The sequence below is a fragment of the Planococcus sp. 1R117A genome, from assembly GCF_051417975.1.
GTDB lineage: Bacteria > Bacillota > Bacilli > Bacillales_A > Planococcaceae > Planococcus > Planococcus shenhongbingii.
Window position 1 is genome coordinate 359,006 of the sequence record NZ_JBPRLO010000001.1, and the last position, 17,776, is coordinate 376,781.

17 protein-coding genes are annotated in these 17,776 nt (G+C 45.1%); 2 read left to right on the forward strand and 15 right to left on the reverse strand.

Annotated features, from left to right (window positions below):
* Nucleotides 1-20: 20 nt before the first annotated feature.
* The 11 genes from ACSFXN_RS01535 to ACSFXN_RS01585 form a co-directional block, all read right to left on the reverse strand.
* Nucleotides 21-1,013 carry an L-threonylcarbamoyladenylate synthase gene (locus tag ACSFXN_RS01535; protein WP_437148436.1) on the reverse strand — a complete coding sequence of 331 codons (993 nt, stop codon included), beginning with the start codon at nucleotides 1,011-1,013 and terminating at the stop codon, nucleotides 21-23.
* 90 nt (nucleotides 1,014-1,103) lie between these two features.
* On the reverse strand, nucleotides 1,104-1,961 hold the full coding sequence (prmC, locus tag ACSFXN_RS01540) for a peptide chain release factor N(5)-glutamine methyltransferase (RefSeq protein WP_437148437.1): 858 nt from the start codon (nucleotides 1,959-1,961) through the stop codon (nucleotides 1,104-1,106).
* A complete protein-coding gene (prfA, locus tag ACSFXN_RS01545) occupies nucleotides 1,954-3,027 on the reverse strand; it encodes a peptide chain release factor 1 (protein WP_437148438.1) in 1,074 nt (357 codons plus the stop codon). The genes prmC and prfA overlap by 8 nt, the downstream gene beginning before the upstream one ends.
* Before the next feature lie 347 nt (nucleotides 3,028-3,374).
* Entirely contained in the window at nucleotides 3,375-3,968 is a 594-nt protein-coding gene (locus ACSFXN_RS01550) for a thymidine kinase (RefSeq protein ID WP_437148439.1), read from the reverse strand.
* A 152-nt stretch (nucleotides 3,969-4,120) separates the two neighbouring features.
* Complete coding sequence (gene rpmE, locus ACSFXN_RS01555; RefSeq protein ID WP_300990129.1) at nucleotides 4,121-4,336, reverse strand: 50S ribosomal protein L31; 216 nt, start codon at nucleotides 4,334-4,336, stop codon at nucleotides 4,121-4,123.
* A gap of 152 nt (nucleotides 4,337-4,488) precedes the next feature.
* Nucleotides 4,489-5,772: a transcription termination factor Rho gene (gene rho / locus ACSFXN_RS01560; RefSeq protein ID WP_437148440.1), complete on the reverse strand. Its 1,284-nt coding sequence runs from the start codon at nucleotides 5,770-5,772 to the stop codon at nucleotides 4,489-4,491.
* Between the two features lie 127 nt (nucleotides 5,773-5,899).
* Nucleotides 5,900-6,865, reverse strand: a complete 966-nt coding sequence (glpX, locus tag ACSFXN_RS01565) for a class II fructose-bisphosphatase (protein WP_437148441.1) — start codon at nucleotides 6,863-6,865, stop codon at nucleotides 5,900-5,902.
* 74 nt (nucleotides 6,866-6,939) lie between these two features.
* The gene (locus tag ACSFXN_RS01570) at nucleotides 6,940-8,238 is read right to left on the reverse strand and encodes a UDP-N-acetylglucosamine 1-carboxyvinyltransferase (protein ID WP_300990132.1); all 1,299 of its coding nucleotides are present in this window, start codon (nucleotides 8,236-8,238) and stop codon (nucleotides 6,940-6,942) included.
* 253 nt (nucleotides 8,239-8,491) lie between these two features.
* Nucleotides 8,492-9,154, reverse strand: coding sequence for a fructose-6-phosphate aldolase (gene fsa, locus ACSFXN_RS01575; protein WP_300990133.1), 663 nt, complete (start codon nucleotides 9,152-9,154; stop codon nucleotides 8,492-8,494).
* A gap of 80 nt (nucleotides 9,155-9,234) precedes the next feature.
* A complete protein-coding gene (locus ACSFXN_RS01580; RefSeq protein ID WP_437148443.1) occupies nucleotides 9,235-10,092 on the reverse strand; it encodes a class II fructose-bisphosphate aldolase in 858 nt (285 codons plus the stop codon).
* 85 nt (nucleotides 10,093-10,177) lie between these two features.
* Nucleotides 10,178-10,537 (reverse strand): response regulator, encoded by a 360-nt coding sequence (locus tag ACSFXN_RS01585; RefSeq protein WP_437148444.1) that lies wholly within the window; start codon nucleotides 10,535-10,537, stop codon nucleotides 10,178-10,180.
* A 117-nt stretch (nucleotides 10,538-10,654) separates the two neighbouring features.
* On the opposite strand from ACSFXN_RS01585, the gene ACSFXN_RS01590 reads away from it, so the two are divergent.
* Nucleotides 10,655-11,143 carry a DUF2529 family protein gene (locus ACSFXN_RS01590; protein WP_437148445.1) on the forward strand — a complete coding sequence of 163 codons (489 nt, stop codon included), beginning with the start codon at nucleotides 10,655-10,657 and terminating at the stop codon, nucleotides 11,141-11,143.
* A 142-nt stretch (nucleotides 11,144-11,285) separates the two neighbouring features.
* Nucleotides 11,286-11,408 (forward strand): hypothetical protein, encoded by a 123-nt coding sequence (locus ACSFXN_RS01595; protein WP_437148446.1) that lies wholly within the window; start codon nucleotides 11,286-11,288, stop codon nucleotides 11,406-11,408.
* A 200-nt stretch (nucleotides 11,409-11,608) separates the two neighbouring features.
* Here ACSFXN_RS01595 and ACSFXN_RS01600 read toward each other — a convergent pair whose 3' ends face one another.
* The 4 genes from ACSFXN_RS01600 to icmF form a co-directional block, all read right to left on the reverse strand.
* On the reverse strand, nucleotides 11,609-13,219 hold the full coding sequence (locus tag ACSFXN_RS01600; protein WP_437148447.1) for a CTP synthase: 1,611 nt from the start codon (nucleotides 13,217-13,219) through the stop codon (nucleotides 11,609-11,611).
* Nucleotides 13,220-13,376: 157 nt separating this feature from the next.
* A complete protein-coding gene (gene rpoE / locus ACSFXN_RS01605; protein WP_437149143.1) occupies nucleotides 13,377-13,967 on the reverse strand; it encodes a DNA-directed RNA polymerase subunit delta in 591 nt (196 codons plus the stop codon).
* A gap of 63 nt (nucleotides 13,968-14,030) precedes the next feature.
* A complete protein-coding gene (locus ACSFXN_RS01610; protein ID WP_437148449.1) occupies nucleotides 14,031-14,192 on the reverse strand; it encodes a hypothetical protein in 162 nt (53 codons plus the stop codon).
* Between the two features lie 332 nt (nucleotides 14,193-14,524).
* A complete protein-coding gene (icmF, locus tag ACSFXN_RS01615; protein ID WP_437148450.1) occupies nucleotides 14,525-17,776 on the reverse strand; it encodes a fused isobutyryl-CoA mutase/GTPase IcmF in 3,252 nt (1,083 codons plus the stop codon).

The following is a 17,776-nucleotide window of genomic DNA, read 5'->3' on the forward strand; positions in this document are numbered from 1 at the left end:
ATCTCCACCTCCAGAATGATTTAGCTGAACCACTTGTGGTCAGCCGCTTTTTCCAATCTGTTCATCATGGCATCACTCCGGTTCGGAGCTGATGAAACAGTGGCCAGAATCAAATCAGCATCCGTCTGATCACATTTTCGCAAACTATCATAAAGAGTTTCTGCCGATAATGGAAAATGGTAATCGGCCACTGGGAAATCGGCGGTGCTGAGAACTGCTACTTTCTTTCCTTCTTTTTGTACATGTTGTATCGCTTTTCCAACTAATGCTTCATCGTTCTCGATTAAATAGACAGGCACGTCAGGCGCATAATGTATATATTTCATCCCAGGAGATTTCGGTGCGTTCCCTTGGATTTCGGAAGACAGCCGGACTGTGCCGATCACGAGTTCAAGATCTTCTTTTGTAATTTTCCCTGGCCGTAAAATAACTGGCGGTTCGCTTGTCATATCGAGAACGGTCGATTCGAGTCCGATGGTTGTGGGTCCACCGTCAAGTATAAGCGGAATGATGCCAGCCATATCGTGGTAGACATGTTCTGCCAGCGTCGGACTCGGTTTGCCGCTTGTATTGGCACTGGGCGCGGCGATTGGCACGTTTACCCGTGTCAACAAATCCAATGCAACTCGATGATTCGGCACACGAATACCGACTGTCTTGAGGTTCGCCGTAACATTTTCAGCAAATGCGCCCGGTTTTGACTCTAGTATGATTGTTAAGGCTCCTGGCCAGAAAGCATCCATGCATTGAATTGCTTTTGCCGGAACGTTTTGAACCCAGTTCAAGGCGCTTTCTTTAGAATCGACATGTACAATCAATGGGTTGTCTGACGGCCGCCCTTTTGCGGTAAATATCTTTTCAACGGCTTGCGGATTCGTGGCATCAGCGCCTAACCCATAGACGGTTTCAGTGGGAAAGGCCACAATGTCTCCATTCCGGAGGATTTCCACAGCCTGTGAATAAGTTTCTTCTTTATTCACAGAACTATCCACAAGTACGATTTCCGTTTCCATGTGAACATCTCCTATTTTTACTTGTTTTTTATAATTTTATCCACAAATTGTGGATAATTCATAGCAATTTGCTCACAATTTGTGAACAAGTTAATGGTGTATGCAAAAAACCATGCGGTCTTGATTGTTGATATCTTTTTTTATATACACTTTTGCTTCCGGAAAAGCTTTTTTTAATAAGTTTTCCACAGCCGGTCCTTGTTTATAACCAATTTCAAAGCCGACAATCCCAGGTTTATTCAGCAAATGCGGCAATTGATCGGCCATTTTTTCGTATAAAGCTAAGCCGTTATTATCCGCAAATAATGCGTTATGCGGTTCAAAATCACGGACAGTATCAGATAGATCGTTTGCTTCTTCATAGCCAATATACGGCGGGTTCGATAAAATGATATCCCATTTCTGATCACGGATCGGTTCAGTTAAATCCCCAAGCTTAAAATGGACATCCGCCTCCAGCCGATGTGCATTTTGCTCGGCCATATTTAACGCTTTTTCCGAAATATCAGTCGCCGTGACAAGCGATCCAGGAAGCTCACATTTCATCGTAATCGCAATGATGCCGCTCCCTGTTCCAATATCCGCAATCGACGGATATTTATCAGGAAAAACCTCCTTGACCAGCCTTAAAGTTTCTTCCACCAGTTCTTCAGTTTCCGGCCGGGGAATTAAGACGTTTTCATTGACCTGAAATTTCCGGCCATAAAATTCTTCGACTCCGGTCAAATGCTGAACAGGAATTCCTTTTGCATGCTGTTCAATCTTGCTCCAGTAGCGCTCAAATGCCGCTTCATCCATTTCATCACGCATGGCAGACAGCAGGCCGGCATGTGATAAACCGAGTTCATGCTGGAGCAGGATTCGCGCGACCGCTTCTTCCCGGCCCTTGCTTTTTAAAAAAGAAGAAGCCCCGTTAAGGGCCTCATACAATCGTCTGCTTTTAGTCATTGTTCAAACTTTCCATTTTCGCAGACTGTTCTTCCACAACCAAAGCTTCGATGATTTCATCCAGCTTGCCTTGCATGATCTGGTCGAGTTTCTGTATAGTCAACCCGATGCGATGATCCGTTACCCGGTTTTGAGGGAAATTGTAAGTCCGGATCCGTTCAGAACGGTCCCCGGTTCCGACAGCTGATTTCCGCACTGCATCGTATTCAGCTTGTGCTTCCTGCTGGAATTTATCGTAAACGCGTGCGCGGAGGACTTTCATTGCACTGGCTTTGTTTTTAATTTGGGATTTTTCATCTTGGCAGGTAACGACCGTATTGGTCGGAATGTGCGTCAATCGCACTGCCGACATCGTCGTGTTAACGGATTGTCCGCCCGCTCCAGATGAAGCGTACGTATCTACTCGGATATCGTTGTCGTGGATTTCCACTTCAACTTCTTCCACTTCCGGCAAACAAGCGACGGTCGCTGTTGACGTATGGATGCGGCCGCCCGATTCAGTTTCCGGTACACGTTGCACACGGTGTGCCCCGTTTTCATATTTCAGTTTCGAATAAGCGCCTTTTCCAGTAATCATGAATACCAATTCTTTAAAGCCACCAAGGCCAGTTGGATTGGAATCCATGATGGTCACTTTCCAGCCATTCGATTCGGCATATCTGCTGTACATGCGGTAAAGGTCACCAGCAAACAATGCCGCTTCATCTCCGCCAGCTGCTCCGCGCACTTCCATGATGACGTTTTTGTCGTCATTCGGGTCTTTTGGTATCAATAAAATATGGAGGCGTTCTTCAATCGCCGTTAATTGCGTTTCCAAATCATTGACTTCTTCCTTGACCATTTCGCGCATTTCAGGGTCCAGTTTATCATCAAACATCGCTTTCGCTTCGTTCAATTGAGCGGTAAGTTCTTTATATTCACGGTAAGCTTCCACCGTATCCTGCAAATCGGATTGTTCTTTGGAATACTCTCTAAGTTTATTGGTATCACTGACAATTTCAGGATCACTCAACAGTTCATTTAAACGGTCATAACGGTCTTCTACAGCTTGTAATCGATCAAACATTCCACTATCACCTCTTTTTTCTGTTTTCTTTTGATAAAGTCGATATTCCGCAAAACAGCTACGCTTGCCGCGGGCGAGCGCCAAGCCTCCTCAGCCGCTTCGCGCCTTGCGGGGTCTCGGCTGTCTCGCTATCCCGCAGGCGTCTTCGCTGTTTTGCTTCATATCTAAGTGAGCAGCCATCAAAAAGCTAACTCAATGATTCTCTCTTTTCTAGAAAGCGTATCCAGCGCAGGCGCGTCCACGGGCTAGGCGGAGCAAGAAGACAGGTGGTCTTCCTGGCTTCTTGCGTGAGCCATGCCCAAAGCGGCCGAAGCGTTTAAAAAGTTAGTTCTTCAAACAAAACTGCTTTATTTCGAAATCGTTACACCGGCCGGGACTTCGTGGTGATGGCGGCAGCGCGGTTCGTATGCTTCTGATGCGCCTACTAAAATCGTCGGGTCGTCAGAGCCAGCTGGCTTGCCGTCAATCAAACGCTGTGTCCGGCTTGCAGGTGATCCGCAAACGGTGCAAACCGCTTGAAGTTTCGTTACTTGTTCTGCAATGGACAATAATGTCGGCATCGGGCCAAAAGGGCGTCCTCTGAAATCTTGATCCAGGCCTGCTACAATGACACGGAATCCGTGATCAGCCAGTTTTTGGACATTATCTATAATTTCATCATCAAAAAATTGAGCTTCATCAATGGCAATGACATCATATTCATCTGTAATGAACTGCCACATTTCTCTTGAATGCTCAATTGGCAAGGCAATGACAGTAGTACCATTATGTGAAACCACCGCTTCTTCGCTATAGCGGTCATCGATTTTCGGTTTGAATACCGCAATTTTTTGTTTTGCAAATTGAGCGCGCCGTATCCGACGGATCAATTCCTCCGATTTTCCTGAAAACATACTTCCGCAGATCAGCTCTACCCAACCTGATTGTTTCATAACGTACATAAGTGGGACCCCTTTCAAACGCTTTTTCATTATATTCATACCCAAAATCGTTAGTAATTCTGCTTTTTCCTGCTATGTAAGGCGAATTAAACAGCTATTAAACGAAAAAATACCTGCTTGGCGTTTTCGCGCAAAGCAGGTATATTTATCAATTACTCAGCAATTTCTTCTTTTATGCCGTATTTTTTGTTGAAACGGTCTACGCGGCCATCTGCTGCAGCAAACTTCTGACGTCCAGTGTAGAATGGATGACATTCTGAGCAAAGCTCAACGTTGATGTTTTCTTTTACAGAACCTGTAGTGAAAGAATTCCCACATGAGCAAGTTACTGTCGCTTGTTTGTACTCTGGATGAATACCTGTTTTCATAATATTTTCTCCTCCCGCCCTGAACCATCTGGAACAGAGTTTGATAATCTATTTTACTATTGCCTTACACGGCTCTTTAGGCCGTATATGCAATAGCACTGTTTTAAATCACTCTCAATATCATAACAAATATTAGGTCATATTGCAACTATTTAAATCATCTTTTTGTTGCTGCGGTGAGCCTTCATTTCATTGTTCAATTGCTCGAAAAACTCTTCATTGGTCTTTGTTTGGCCCAGTTTTTTCAAGAAGCGTTCTCCGAAATCCGGTGAATCTGAGAAGGTTTTGCGGATTGCCCACAGTTTCTCCAATTGAGCAGGATTAAGAAGCAACTCTTCTTTTCTGGTGCCCGAACGGCGGATATCCAGTGCTGGAAAAATGCGGCGTTCTGCCAAGCTGCGGTCTAAATGCAGCTCCATATTGCCGGTTCCTTTAAATTCTTCGTAGATCACTTCATCCATACGCGATCCGGTATCAACCAAAGCAGTAGCTAAGATAGTCAAACTGCCGCCTTCTTCGATATTGCGGGCTGCCCCGAAAAAGCGTTTTGGACGGTGGAAAGCTGCAGGGTCTATTCCTCCTGACAGTGTACGGCCACTTGGCGGAATAACCAAATTATATGCTCGGGCCAATCGTGTAATGGAATCCATCAGGATGATGACATCCCGTTTATGCTCTACAAGGCGCATTGCGCGTTCTAAAACTAGCTCTGCCACTTTTACATGATTTTCCGGTACTTCATCAAATGTTGAAGATACAACATCCGCGTCAACCGAACGCTCGATATCAGTCACTTCTTCCGGACGTTCATCAATGAGCAGAACAATCAGCTCGGCTTCCGGATGGTTTGTGGTAATCGAGTTGGCAATTTCTTTTAACAGCATCGTTTTACCGGCTTTTGGCGGAGCAACGATTAAACCGCGCTGGCCAAATCCGACAGGCGCCACTAAATCCATGATGCGTGCAGAAAGATGTTTCGGTGTGGTTTCCAGATGGATATGACGATCCGGATAAAGTGGTGTCAAGCCTGGGAAATGGACACGTTCTTTAGCGACTTCCGGATCTTCACCGTTTACCGCTTCTACTTGCAATAAGCCGAAATAGCGCTCGTTTTCTTTTGGCGGACGCACTTTTCCTGAAACTTTATCGCCATTCCGCAAGTCAAACCGGCGGATTTGGGAAGCTGAAATATAAATGTCCTGTGAACTTGGCGAGTAATTGATTGGACGCAAGAAACCGAAACCTTCTGATTGGATGATTTCAAGAACGCCTTCCATAAAGAAAAAGCCTTCTTGTTCTGCTCTTGTTTTTAAAATAGCAAAAATCAATTCTTTTTTCGATAATTTACTGTAATTGGTCAGCTTGTATTCTTTCGCCAAAGTATAAAGCTCTCTCAGCGTCATGTTTTCCAAAGCGGAAATTGTTATTATTGTCATTAATTGGACACCACTCTTACTCTTTTTTTAGGGTTTCGTATGTTGAGGATCAGTCGTTGATTTGATTGGAAAGATCTTTAAAGAAGGAGTCCGGCAAGATACCGGACTCAATTTTGAAGTTGGATCATTAATCATGCATAACGAGATCTGGTTTTTTCTTCATGCTATGGCGCCCTTCGACAAAACGGACTGTGCCTGATTTCGCACGCATTACCAATGTATGGCTTTCTGCAAAACCGCCTTTTAGCTGAACTCCGCGAAGCAGTTCACCGTCCGTAACGCCTGTTGCTGCAAAGATGGCATCGTCCCCTTTTACAAGGTCTTCCATTTTAAGAACTTTACTGACATCCAAGCCCATATTCAAGCAGCGTTGTGCTTCTTCATCTGACTGAGGCATCAACTTCCCTTGAAGTTCGCCGCCTAAGCATTTCAAGCCAACAGCCGCGATTACGCCTTCAGGGGCTCCGCCTGTGCCGAATAAAATATCAACACCGGTTTTTTCAAAAGCGGTATTGATCGCTCCTGCCACGTCCCCATCATTGATCAATTTAATGCGGGCTCCTGCAGCACGAATTTGCTCAATAATGTGTTTGTGGCGCGGGCGGTCCAGGATAGTTGCTACTACATCTTCAATATCTTTGTTTTTTGCTTTCGCCACTGCACGAAGATTATCAATCACTGGTGCATTGATGTCAATTTTACCGACGGCTTCAGGTCCTACTGCAATTTTATCCATATACATATCAGGTGCATTCAATAAATTGCCACGATCAGCAATCGCAAGAACTGCAAGCGCATTCCAGCCGCCAGCTGCTACGATATTCGTTCCTTCTAAAGGATCGACCGCCACATCCACTTCCGGTCCTTGGCCCGTCCCGAGTTCTTCTCCGATATAGAGCATTGGTGCTTCATCCATTTCACCTTCACCAATCACTACCACACCGCGCATCGGAATTGTATCAAAAACTTTCCGCATGGCACTAGTTGCCGCGTCATCCGCTTCAATCTTCAAACCGCGGCCCATCCATTTTGCCGAAGCAATTGCTGCCGCTTCCGTAACACGCACAAGTTCCATTGACAAACTTCGTTCCATAGTTTCTTTTCCTCCCGTTCAGCTGAAAATCTATACTTCATAATTGTAGCATATATCAACAAGCTGGAAAGAAGTCAGTTCGCGCTCTGTCCCAGGTCGGACTTTGCACTTGTGACCGGATCAATTGTTTCTCTGCGGATATCTGCGCCAAGCCCACGAAGCTTATTGACAATATTCGAATATCCGCGTTCGATATGATAAATTTCCCGTATTTCTGTTTCGCCTTCTGCAAGCAAACCGGCAATAACCAATGCCGCACCTGCGCGTAAATCAGAAGCCACCACAGTTGCCGATGTCAACGGAGTCGGCCCGGTAATTACCGCTGCGCGCCCTTCAACCCGTCCACTTGCATTCATGCGGCGCAATTCATCAATATGCTTGAAACGGGCCGAATAAATCGTATCCGTAATCATTGAAGAACCCGTCGCTTGTGTCATTAATACTGAAAATGGCTGCTGTAAATCCGTTGCAAATCCTGGATATACCAGCGTCTTCACATCAATTGCCTGAAGTGAGGCCGATTTAGGAATATAAATAGATTCTTCGTTTTCTTGTACATCGACGCCCATTTCACGCAATTTTGCTGTTAAAGCTTCCATATGGAATGGAATAACGTTATCAACCAGTACGCCATCTCCAATTGCAGCGGCCATGATCATGAATGTTCCTGCTTCTATACGGTCCGGGATGATTGTATGGTTTGTTCCGTGCAGCTCTTCAACGCCATCAATGCGGATTACGTTCGTACCCGCTCCTTTGATTTTTGCTCCCATGTTTGTGAGAAGCGTCGCCACATCTATAATTTCAGGTTCTTTTGCAGCGTTCTCAATAGTTGTCTGGCCTTTGGCAAGAACTGCCGCCAGCATGATATTGATAGTCGCTCCTACGCTGACAACATCCAGGTAGATTTTCGCACCGCGAAGTTCATCCGCACGCAAATAAATGGCGCCATGTTCGTTCGTCACTTTTGCGCCGAGCGCTTCAAAACCTTTGATGTGCTGGTCAATCGGACGAGGCCCTAAAAAGCATCCGCCCGGCAGCCCGATTGCCGCATGTTTAAAACGGCCAAGCATAGCACCCATCATATAGTAAGAAGCCCGCAGTTTTTTCACATTGCCATTTGGCAACGGCATATCAATCATATGAGTCGGATCGATTTTCATGGTGCCATCTTCAAATGACACCTCGCCGCCGATTTCTTCTAAAATACTTTTCAGTGTCCAGACGTCAGAAATTTCCGGTAAGCCTTCAATTTGCACAGGTGAGTTCGCTAAAATGGACGCAGGAATCAATGCCACTGCGCTGTTTTTTGCCCCATTCACTTTAATCGTGCCGGATAAGCGTTTACCGCCTTTTACTTTATAAACATCCATTCGATTTAATTTCTCCTTTATCCCACTTTAAATGACAGTACAATTTCCGCTTTCAAGGAAATCTACTGTCCTTAAAAGTCCGATTGGTTCAACTATCTAAACTAATTATTTTCACTTGCCGATATTCCAAAGGCGCGTCCACGGGTTAAGCAAAGCAAGAAGACAGGCGGTCTTCCTGTCTTCTTGCGGGAGCTCTGCCCAAAGCGGCCGGAGCGGCATGTAAAAGGTTAATTTTTCATTTCAATATATAGTTTTATTTTACTTCTTCTTCAATAGAACGTTTTTCCCAGTCTGCCAAGAATGCTTCGATTCCTTTGTCAGTTAATGGGTGCTTGAACATTTGCTGCATTACTTTGATCGGCATTGTACCGATATGCGCTCCATTCAGTGCTGCTTCTGTTACGTGCTGCGGATGGCGGATGGAAGCTGCAATGATTTCTGTTTTGATGTCATGGATAGCAAAAATGTCAGCGATTGTCGCGATCAAGTCCATGCCATTGTGTCCGATATCATCCAAACGGCCAAGGAAAGGAGAAACGTAAGATGCGCCTGCACGTGCTGCAAGAAGTGCTTGGTTTGCACTGAAAATCAATGTTACGTTGACTTTTGTGCCTTCTGCTGCAAGAACTGAACAAGCTTTCAAACCGTCCGGCGTCATTGGCAATTTCACAGTAATGTTAGGTGCCAAAGCAGCCAATTCACGGCCTTCTTTGATCATGCCTTCTGCGTCAAGTGCGATAACTTCCCCGCTGATTGAGCCATCAACAAGTGCTGCAATTTCTTTTAAACGGTCGTGGAAAGAAACATTTTTTTCTTTCGCCACTAGAGAAGGGTTTGTCGTTACCCCTGAAAGGATTCCCCATGAGTGTGCTTCTTTAATCTCTTCAAAGTTTGCTGTATCAATAAAAAATTTCATCTTCTTTTCCTCCTAGTTATCTGGGAAAAAGAGAAGAGACCCTTCGGACGCTTCTCTCTTTCATCCAGTATTGTATGTTATTAAGCTTTTCCTGAGCTGCCGAATTCACGCATTTTCCCAATGACAGTCGCTTTGATCGCTTCACGGGCTGGCCCCATATATTTACGTGGATCGTAAACATCCGCATCATTATTCAACACTTCTCGGACCGCTTTCGCTGAAGCAATCTGGCTTTCCGTATTGACATTGATTTTCGCTGTTCCTAAAGAAACCGAACGCTGAATATCTTTTACCGGAATTCCTGTTCCTCCGTGCAATACAAGCGGGACATCACAAAGCTGAGAAATTTCTTCCATCTCTTCAAAGCCTAAGTTCGGTTCGCCTTTATATGGTCCGTGGACAGACCCAAGAGCCGGCGCCAGGCAATCAATGCCAGTTTCTTCAACCAATTGCTTGCATTCTTGAGGGTCTGCATAAATTACGCCATCTGCAATAATGTCGTCTTCTTGTCCGCCGACGGTTCCTAATTCCGCTTCCACGGATACATTATGTTTATGTGCATATTCCACAACTTGTTTTGTGATTTCAATATTTTCTTCAAATGGGTGATGAGATGCATCGATCATGACAGAAGTGAATCCAGCATCGATAGCTTCTTTACATTTTTTAAAGCTGGAGCCGTGGTCTAGATGAATAGCCACGGGAACTGTAATTTTGTAATCGTGCATTAAGCCCTTCACCATATGTACCACTGTAGTGAATCCGCCCATATAACGAGCTGCACCTTCAGATACCCCTAAAATGACAGGAGAATTTTCTTCTTGTGCTGCCTGTAAAATCGCTTGAGTAAACTCAAGATTATTTAAGTTAAATTGTCCGATTGCATAACCTTCTTGTTTCCCTTTTATCATCATTTCTTTCATTGAAACTAACGGCATTACAAAATTCCTCCTCAGCTGTATATTACCCAAATATCCTTTTTACTATACCAAAAACAGCATGCTTTCGCTACTTTCGTGTGTATCAGTCTCTTAACAATTGCTTTACAGCATCGCGTATTTCAAATACATCAAATGGTTTCGTGAAATAACGGGCTGCTCCGCTGTCAATCGATTCTTCGATCAAATCGAGTTCACCATATGCCGTCATCATGATCACATGTATCTCTTTTTGTAATTCCTTTAAGCTTTTCAAAATTTCAATGCCATCCATTCCCGGCATTCTCATATCCAACAATACCAGATTCGGCTGTGTTTCCATCGCTTTTTGTATGGCTTCTTTGCCGTTTGCAGCCATTAAGGTATGGAAGCCTTCCTTTTTAAATACTTCATTTAATAAAAGTCGGATGCCCATCTGGTCATCTACGATCAATATCGTTTTCAAGAGGAGCCATTCCCTTCTTTTTTCCAGCTTCAGCGTACCTTTTCATTCTACTAGACAATGGCCCTCTTTTCTACATCGCAACGCCTTCTGCTATAATCTGTTTATGAGGTGAAAGAAATGAAAATGTTAACAACCCAATTAAGCGGCTTATTTCAGCGGATTGCACAGCAAGAAGAAGCGATTGAAGATACAGCTCGTGTTCTTGCCCAAGCAGCCATCGGCGAAGGAACTATCTTCATTGCCGCATTCGGTGAAATGAAAGCAGTGGCTGCCAGTGCAGCTGAAGGAGTTGAACCTCTCCAAAGCTGTGCCCGGTGGCAGCCAGACAGCGTTATTACTAGCGCCGACCGTGTATGGATCCTTGCGAAAAACAAGGAAGGCGACGAACTCGCTGGACGATTAAATGATGCCCACCTGCCATTTGCTATGCTAACGGCAGAGAATCGTAATAATGAAATGGAAGCGGATGCCTTTATTTCATTAAAAATCGACAAAGGCTTGCTGCCGGCAGAAGACGGCAGCCGGACCGTGGTGCCCCATGCAATGGGCGCGTTATTTGTTTATCATGCAGTCAAAATGGCCATCGATGAAATGCTGGCTGAGTAATGAAGTTCTAGCAAACCGTTTGCAGAGACAGTACGATTTCCTTCGCTATTTGGTTCCATATCTTGAGAACAGGCACAAGCATAGAGAAGATTTTCTCAAACAGTCACTATTTTAGAGAGTCTCTAAAGGTGATAAAGGGAAGTTGAATGCAGCGAAAGGCGGCGACTCCAGCGGGACAGCGCGAGCTGAAGACCCTGGACTGAGCGCAGCGAAGGAAGCGGCTGAAGCCGTGCCCGCGGAAAGCGGCCGCCCTGGAGCGAAATGATGGAAGAGCATAGAAATTCCTCGACAGTCAAACTGACCTAAAAATTTTAGGTGATTTAAAATTCACCTCCGCTTGATGAATCAAAGCTACATCCAAAAGAAAAACCTTCCTGCAATAAAAAAGCAGGAAGGTTTTTCAACGTGTTTATTTATTTTTTATTCTCCAACTGCAATTCATGGGTTTAAAAATTTTAATTAAGATTAAACCGGCACTTCTGCATTTTTCAATGAAGCATGGACAAACTCTCTGAATAGAGGCTGTGGGCGGTTCGGGCGTGAAATGAATTCTGGGTGGAATTGGCAAGCCACAAACCAAGGGTGGTCAGCAAGCTCAATAATTTCAACCAAACGGCCATCCGGGCTAGTGCCTGAGAATTTAAAGCCAGCTGCTTCAAATTGCTCACGGTATTCATTATTAAATTCATAACGGTGGCGATGGCGTTCATAAACCAGCTCTTCACCATACGCTTCGTATGCTTTTGAACCGATTTCCAATTTAGCAGGGTACAATCCTAGACGAAGTGTTCCGCCCAAATCTTCAACATCTTTTTGTTCTGGCAGCAAATCGATGACCGGATAAGACGTTTTCGGGTTCAGTTCAGAAGAATGCGCGTCTTCAAAATTCATGACGCTGCGTGCAAACTCAACAGAAGCCAATTGCATGCCCAAGCAGATTCCGAAAAACGGAACGTTGTTTTCACGGGCATATTTCGTTGCAACAATTTTCCCTTCGACACCGCGGTCTCCAAACCCACCAGGAACCAGGATGCCGTCGCAGTTCCCTAATTGCTCAGCAACATTTTCTTCATTGATGTATTCAGCGTTGATCCAATTCACTTCGATGTCGGCATCGTATGCAAATCCAGCATGTTTCAATGCTTCAACAACAGAGATGTAAGCATCTTGCAATTCAACGTATTTTCCGACTAAACCAATACGCACTTTTTTGGATAAGGATTGAACTTTTTCTACAAGAGCCGTCCATTCTGTCATATCGGCTTCCGGAGCTTCAATCCCAAAATGGTCAAGAACGATTTGATCCATATGCTGCTCTTTCAAACGAAGCGGCATTTCGTAAATTACGTCAACATCGCGCGATTCAATGACTTCTTCCGCTTTGATGTCGCAGAACAAAGCAATTTTATCTTTCATGTCTTGAGGTACAGGGTGCTCTGTGCGGACAACAATCAGGTTAGGCTGAATTCCAAGGCTGCGCAGTTCTTTTACGCTGTGCTGAGTCGGTTTTGTTTTCATTTCTTTGGCAGCGCCAAGGTAAGGGATCAGTGTACAGTGGATGTACATGACTTCATCGCGGCCAAGGTCTGAACGCATTTGACGGATAGCTTCAAGGAATGGAAGGGATTCGATGTCGCCGACAGTTCCGCCGATTTCAGTGATGACTACGTCTGCTTTTGCTGATTTCGCAGCGCGCAGCAAGCGGTCTTTGATTTCATTTGTGATATGCGGAATGACTTGGACAGTTCCACCCAAATAGTCGCCGCGGCGCTCTTTTTTAATGACAGTGGAGTAAACTTTCCCTGTCGTTACGTTAGAGTATTTGTTCAAATTGATGTCGATAAAACGTTCATAATGGCCAAGATCCAAATCCGTTTCCGCACCGTCGTCTGTTACGAAAACCTCTCCGTGCTGATATGGACTCATCGTGCCTGGGTCAATATTGATGTATGGGTCAAATTTCTGGATGGTAACGTTCAATCCTCTGTTTTTCAATAAACGGCCTAATGATGCTGCTGTGATTCCTTTGCCTAAAGACGACACAACGCCTCCAGTTACAAAAATATACTTTGTCATGCTTGTTTCCTCCTTCAATTTAAAAAAATAAAAAGCGCCCCGCCTGCACTGTGCAGAGGGAGCGCGTAAACTTTACGATTCATCTCTCCTATTTTAAGGAGCCCAATAAAATCTTATCCAGTCTAATCGCATAAGTCAAGGTAAAAAATTGTTCAGACTACTTAAGGTCGTCTTCTAAGTCGTCCTCTTCTTCTTCATCATCGATAATGTTGCCGTCCAGGTCTTCGACCAATACATCCACGTCTACCTCATCATCGTCATCGTCATCTACATCCACATCGAAATCAATGACTTCCACTTCTTCGTCTTCGACTGGCGGAATGACCAATACTTCATCATCTTCATCGTCGTCTTCGTCATCCACTTCATCAAAGTCGTCAAATTCCAATTCATCTTCGAGTTCAAGATCCATGTCATCAAAGTCCTCATCGCTGGATACTTTCGTTTTCTTCTTGCGTGCTTTAACCGTTGGTGCGGATTCTTCTTCAATTTGCTCTACTGGATACCATTCACGAAGTCCCCAGCGGTTTTCTCCCAGTATCAAGAATCGGCCATCAATGTTCATGTCTGTGTAAAACTGAACAAGGCGCGCTTTCATATCTTCATTCGATAAACCGAGTAATGCTTCAATTGCTGAAACAATCTCCGAGTAAGTTTTAGTTTCATGTGTTTCTTCTAAAATTGCATAGGCTAAGTCGACAAACGACTCTTCCACTAATTCGTCTTGTGATAATTCACGGATATTCAATCTGTGCACGTCCCTTCTTCTATCTTCAACTTTATTCATTATATACAAAGTAGGTGCACTCCGCTACCGTGTTTTCTTTTTTCTGTCAGTAAGCTGTGTCCAGCCAAAATAAAACAAATAAAACGACAGGATCAAAAAAGGAATTGATGCAAGTGCTTTATTGTACAGAAATAAAGTAAGTACGATGCAGAGGATGATGATTATGTAATGGATGTATTTAGACATAGAGTATCATCCTTCGCTGTGGCTACATTGAACTTTCTTCTATTATACAGAAAACTTCCGTTCAAAGCGACTCACCGGGGTTTTGATTTTCAGATTTACATCACCAAAAGTTTGAAATGAACCATAGATTTGGCTGAACGCAAATAAACAGGGTCCGAACGCAAATAAAACTTTTTAAGCGCAAATAAACGAGCCACGAACGCAAATAAAAATCCTTTCCACTTCTCTCTAAAGCCATTTCCACAAAAATATCGCTTATTATTCCCATTTCCAGATAAAAAGCCGTGTGTGGAAGATCCACACACGGCTTTTTCGTTCATTATCCACTAGAATTACATGTTTCTTCTATATTGTCCGCCTACTTCGTATAAAGCTGTGGTGATTTGGCCGAGGCTTGCGACTTTTACGGTTTCCATCAATTCTCCGAAGATGTTGCCGCCCGATTTCGCTACGTGTTTCAAATGAGCCAATGCTTCATCTGATGCGTTGCGTTCCTGGAAAGCGCGCAAATTGGCGATTTGTGTTTCTTTTTCTTCAGTTGTGGCACGTGCGATTTCCATCGCATTGATGTCTGCGTCACTTTGCGGATTCGGGTTCAAGTATGTGTTGACTCCAATAATCGGCAATTCGCCTGTATGTTTCTTCATTTCATAGAACATCGATTCTTCCTGGATCTTGCCGCGCTGGTACTGGGTTTCCATTGCACCCAAAACGCCGCCGCGGTCATTGATCCGGTCAAATTCCGTCAGCACTGCGTCTTCCACCAATTGTGTCAGCTCTTCGACAATGAATGCGCCTTGCAATGGATTTTCGTTTTTCGATAAGCCATGCTCTTTTGTGATGATCATCTGAATAGCCATCGCGCGGCGCACTGATTCTTCTGTCGGCGTTGTGATTGCTTCATCGTAAGCGTTAGTGTGAAGCGAGTTGCAGTTATCCTGAAGCGCCATCAATGCCTGCAGAGTCGTCCGGATATCGTTAAAGTCGATTTCCTGGGCATGCAAGCTGCGGCCAGACGTTTGGACATGGTATTTCAGTTTTTGGCTGCGATCGTTGGCGCCGTATTTATCGCGCATAACCACTGCCCAGATGCGGCGTGCCACGCGGCCAATCACTGTATATTCCGGATCCAGGCCGTTCGAGAAGAAGAACGACAAGTTCGGGGCAAAGTCATCGATGTTCATGCCGCGGCTCAAATAATATTCCACATAGGTGAAGCCGTTCGACAAAGTGAACGCGAGCTGTGAAATCGGGTTCGCTCCCGCTTCCGCGATATGGTAGCCCGAAATCGATACGGAGTAATAATTGCGCACTTTGTGGTCGATAAAGTATTGCTGGATATCGCCCATCATGCGAAGCGCAAATTCCGTCGAGAAGATGCACGTGTTTTGCCCTTGGTCTTCCTTCAAGATATCTGCCTGCACCGTTCCACGCACAACTTGAAGCGTCGACTCGCGTACTTCTGTGAACTCTTCGAGCGTCAACGGACGGCCGAATTTTTCTTCGTTGATTTTCACTTGCTGGTCGATGGCCGTGTTCATGAACATCGCCAGGATAATCGGCGCTGGTCCGTTGATTGTCATCGATACCGACGTAGAAGGTGCGCAAAGGTCAAAGCCGTCATACAGTTTCTTCATGTCATCAAGCGTACAAATCGACACGCCTGATTCCCCGACTTTCCCGTAAATGTCCGGGCGGTGATCCGGGTCTTCCCCGTAAAGCGTCACGGAGTCGAACGCTGTTGATAAGCGTTTCGCATCGTCGTCTTTCGACAGATAATGGAAGCGTTTATTCGTCCGTTCCGGCGTTCCTTCTCCTGCGAACTGGCGCTTCGGATCTTCCCCTTCGCGTTTGAACGGGAATACCCCGGCTGTATAAGGGAATGAACCAGGAACGTTTTCCAGGTAGACCCATTTAAGGATTTCACCGTAATCTTCAAATTTCGGCAAGATAACTTTCGGGATTTTTAAGCCAGAAAGGCTTTCTGTCCGCAAAATCGTCCGGATTTCTTTGTCTCGTACCGTGGTGACGAATTCATCGCCGGCATAAGCTTCTTTCAGCGCTTTCCAGTTTTCCAGAATTCGTTTTGATTCAGCTGTCAACTCATCGCGGACGCCATAAGCCAATGATTGAAGTGACGCTACTAAGGCATCATCCGGCGCTTTTTCTTTTACCGCTTCGATTGCTCCTTCTAATTGGAACAAACGGCGTGCTAACGCAGATTGCTCTTTCGCTTTCGCGTGGTAGCTGCGCACAGTGTCCGTAATCTCCCGCAAATAGTAGCGGCGGTCATTTGGAATGATCAAGTTTTCTTTTTGCGTTTTGATAAACTGATCATAACTTGTGGTCCATTCAGTATTGCATTTCTCATTTACTGTGTGAACCAAAGCCGCAAACAGGGAATTGGTGCCTTTGTCATTAAACTGGCTGGCGATTGTACCGAATACCGGCATCGCATCAAGTTCTTTATCCCATAATAAATGGCTGCGCTGGTACTGTTTCTGAACTTGCCGAAGCGCGTCTTCCGAGCCTTTGCGTTCGAATTTATTGATGACAATCAAATCTGCGTAATCAATCATGTCGATTTTTTCAAGTTGTGTCGGTGCACCGAATTCGCTTGTCATGACGTACATCGATACGTCCGCGAAATTAGCAATTTCTGCGTCTCCTTGCCCGATTCCGCTGGTTTCCACAATAATCAAATCGAACCCTGCCGCTTTTACCACATCTAAAACGTCGCCTAAAGCGCCTGAAATTTCCGTTCTTGAGCCGCGTGTCGCTAAGCTCCTCATGAAAACACGTTTATTGAAGATCGCATTCATGCGGATGCGGTCGCCCAATAATGCGCCGCCGGTCTTTTGCTTTGTCGGGTCGATTGATAAAATCGCGATTTTCTTATCAGGCAGCTCTGATAGGAAACGGCGGATCAGCTCGTCTGTCAGCGAACTCTTCCCGGCGCCGCCTGTCCCTGTAATTCCAAGGACTGGCGTATTTTTCGTTTGTGCACGAACCGCTTGAAGCAAGTCATCCGTATCAATTTCGCGGGTATGCGCTTCTTCAGCAGCGGTAATCAGATTTGCCAAGGCCACCGGATGGTCTGCAGAAACTCCTTCAAAAGACAAGTCTTCTTTTACAGTTGAAAAATCGCATTCTTTGACGATTTCCTGGATCATTCCTTCAAGCCCTAATTTCCGTCCGTCTTCAGGAGAAAAAATGCCGGCGATGCCGTACTCTTCCAGTTCCTGGATTTCGCGAGGCAAAATAACGCCTCCGCCTCCGCCGTAGATCCGGATGTATCCCGCTCCTCTTTCCTCCAGCAAATCGTGCATGTACTTGAAGTATTCCATGTGTCCGCCTTGATATGAGGAAATACAGATGCCCTGGACATCTTCCTGAATCGCCGCATTGACGACTTCTTCCACTGAGCGGTTGTGTCCAAGATGAATTACTTCTGCTCCAGCTGCCTGCAAAATCCGGCGCATGATATTGATCGATGCATCATGGCCGTCAAAAAGACTTGATGCGGTTACAAAACGGACATGATTTTTCGGCTTGTACTTTGTTTCTTCTTGTAAAATCGCCAT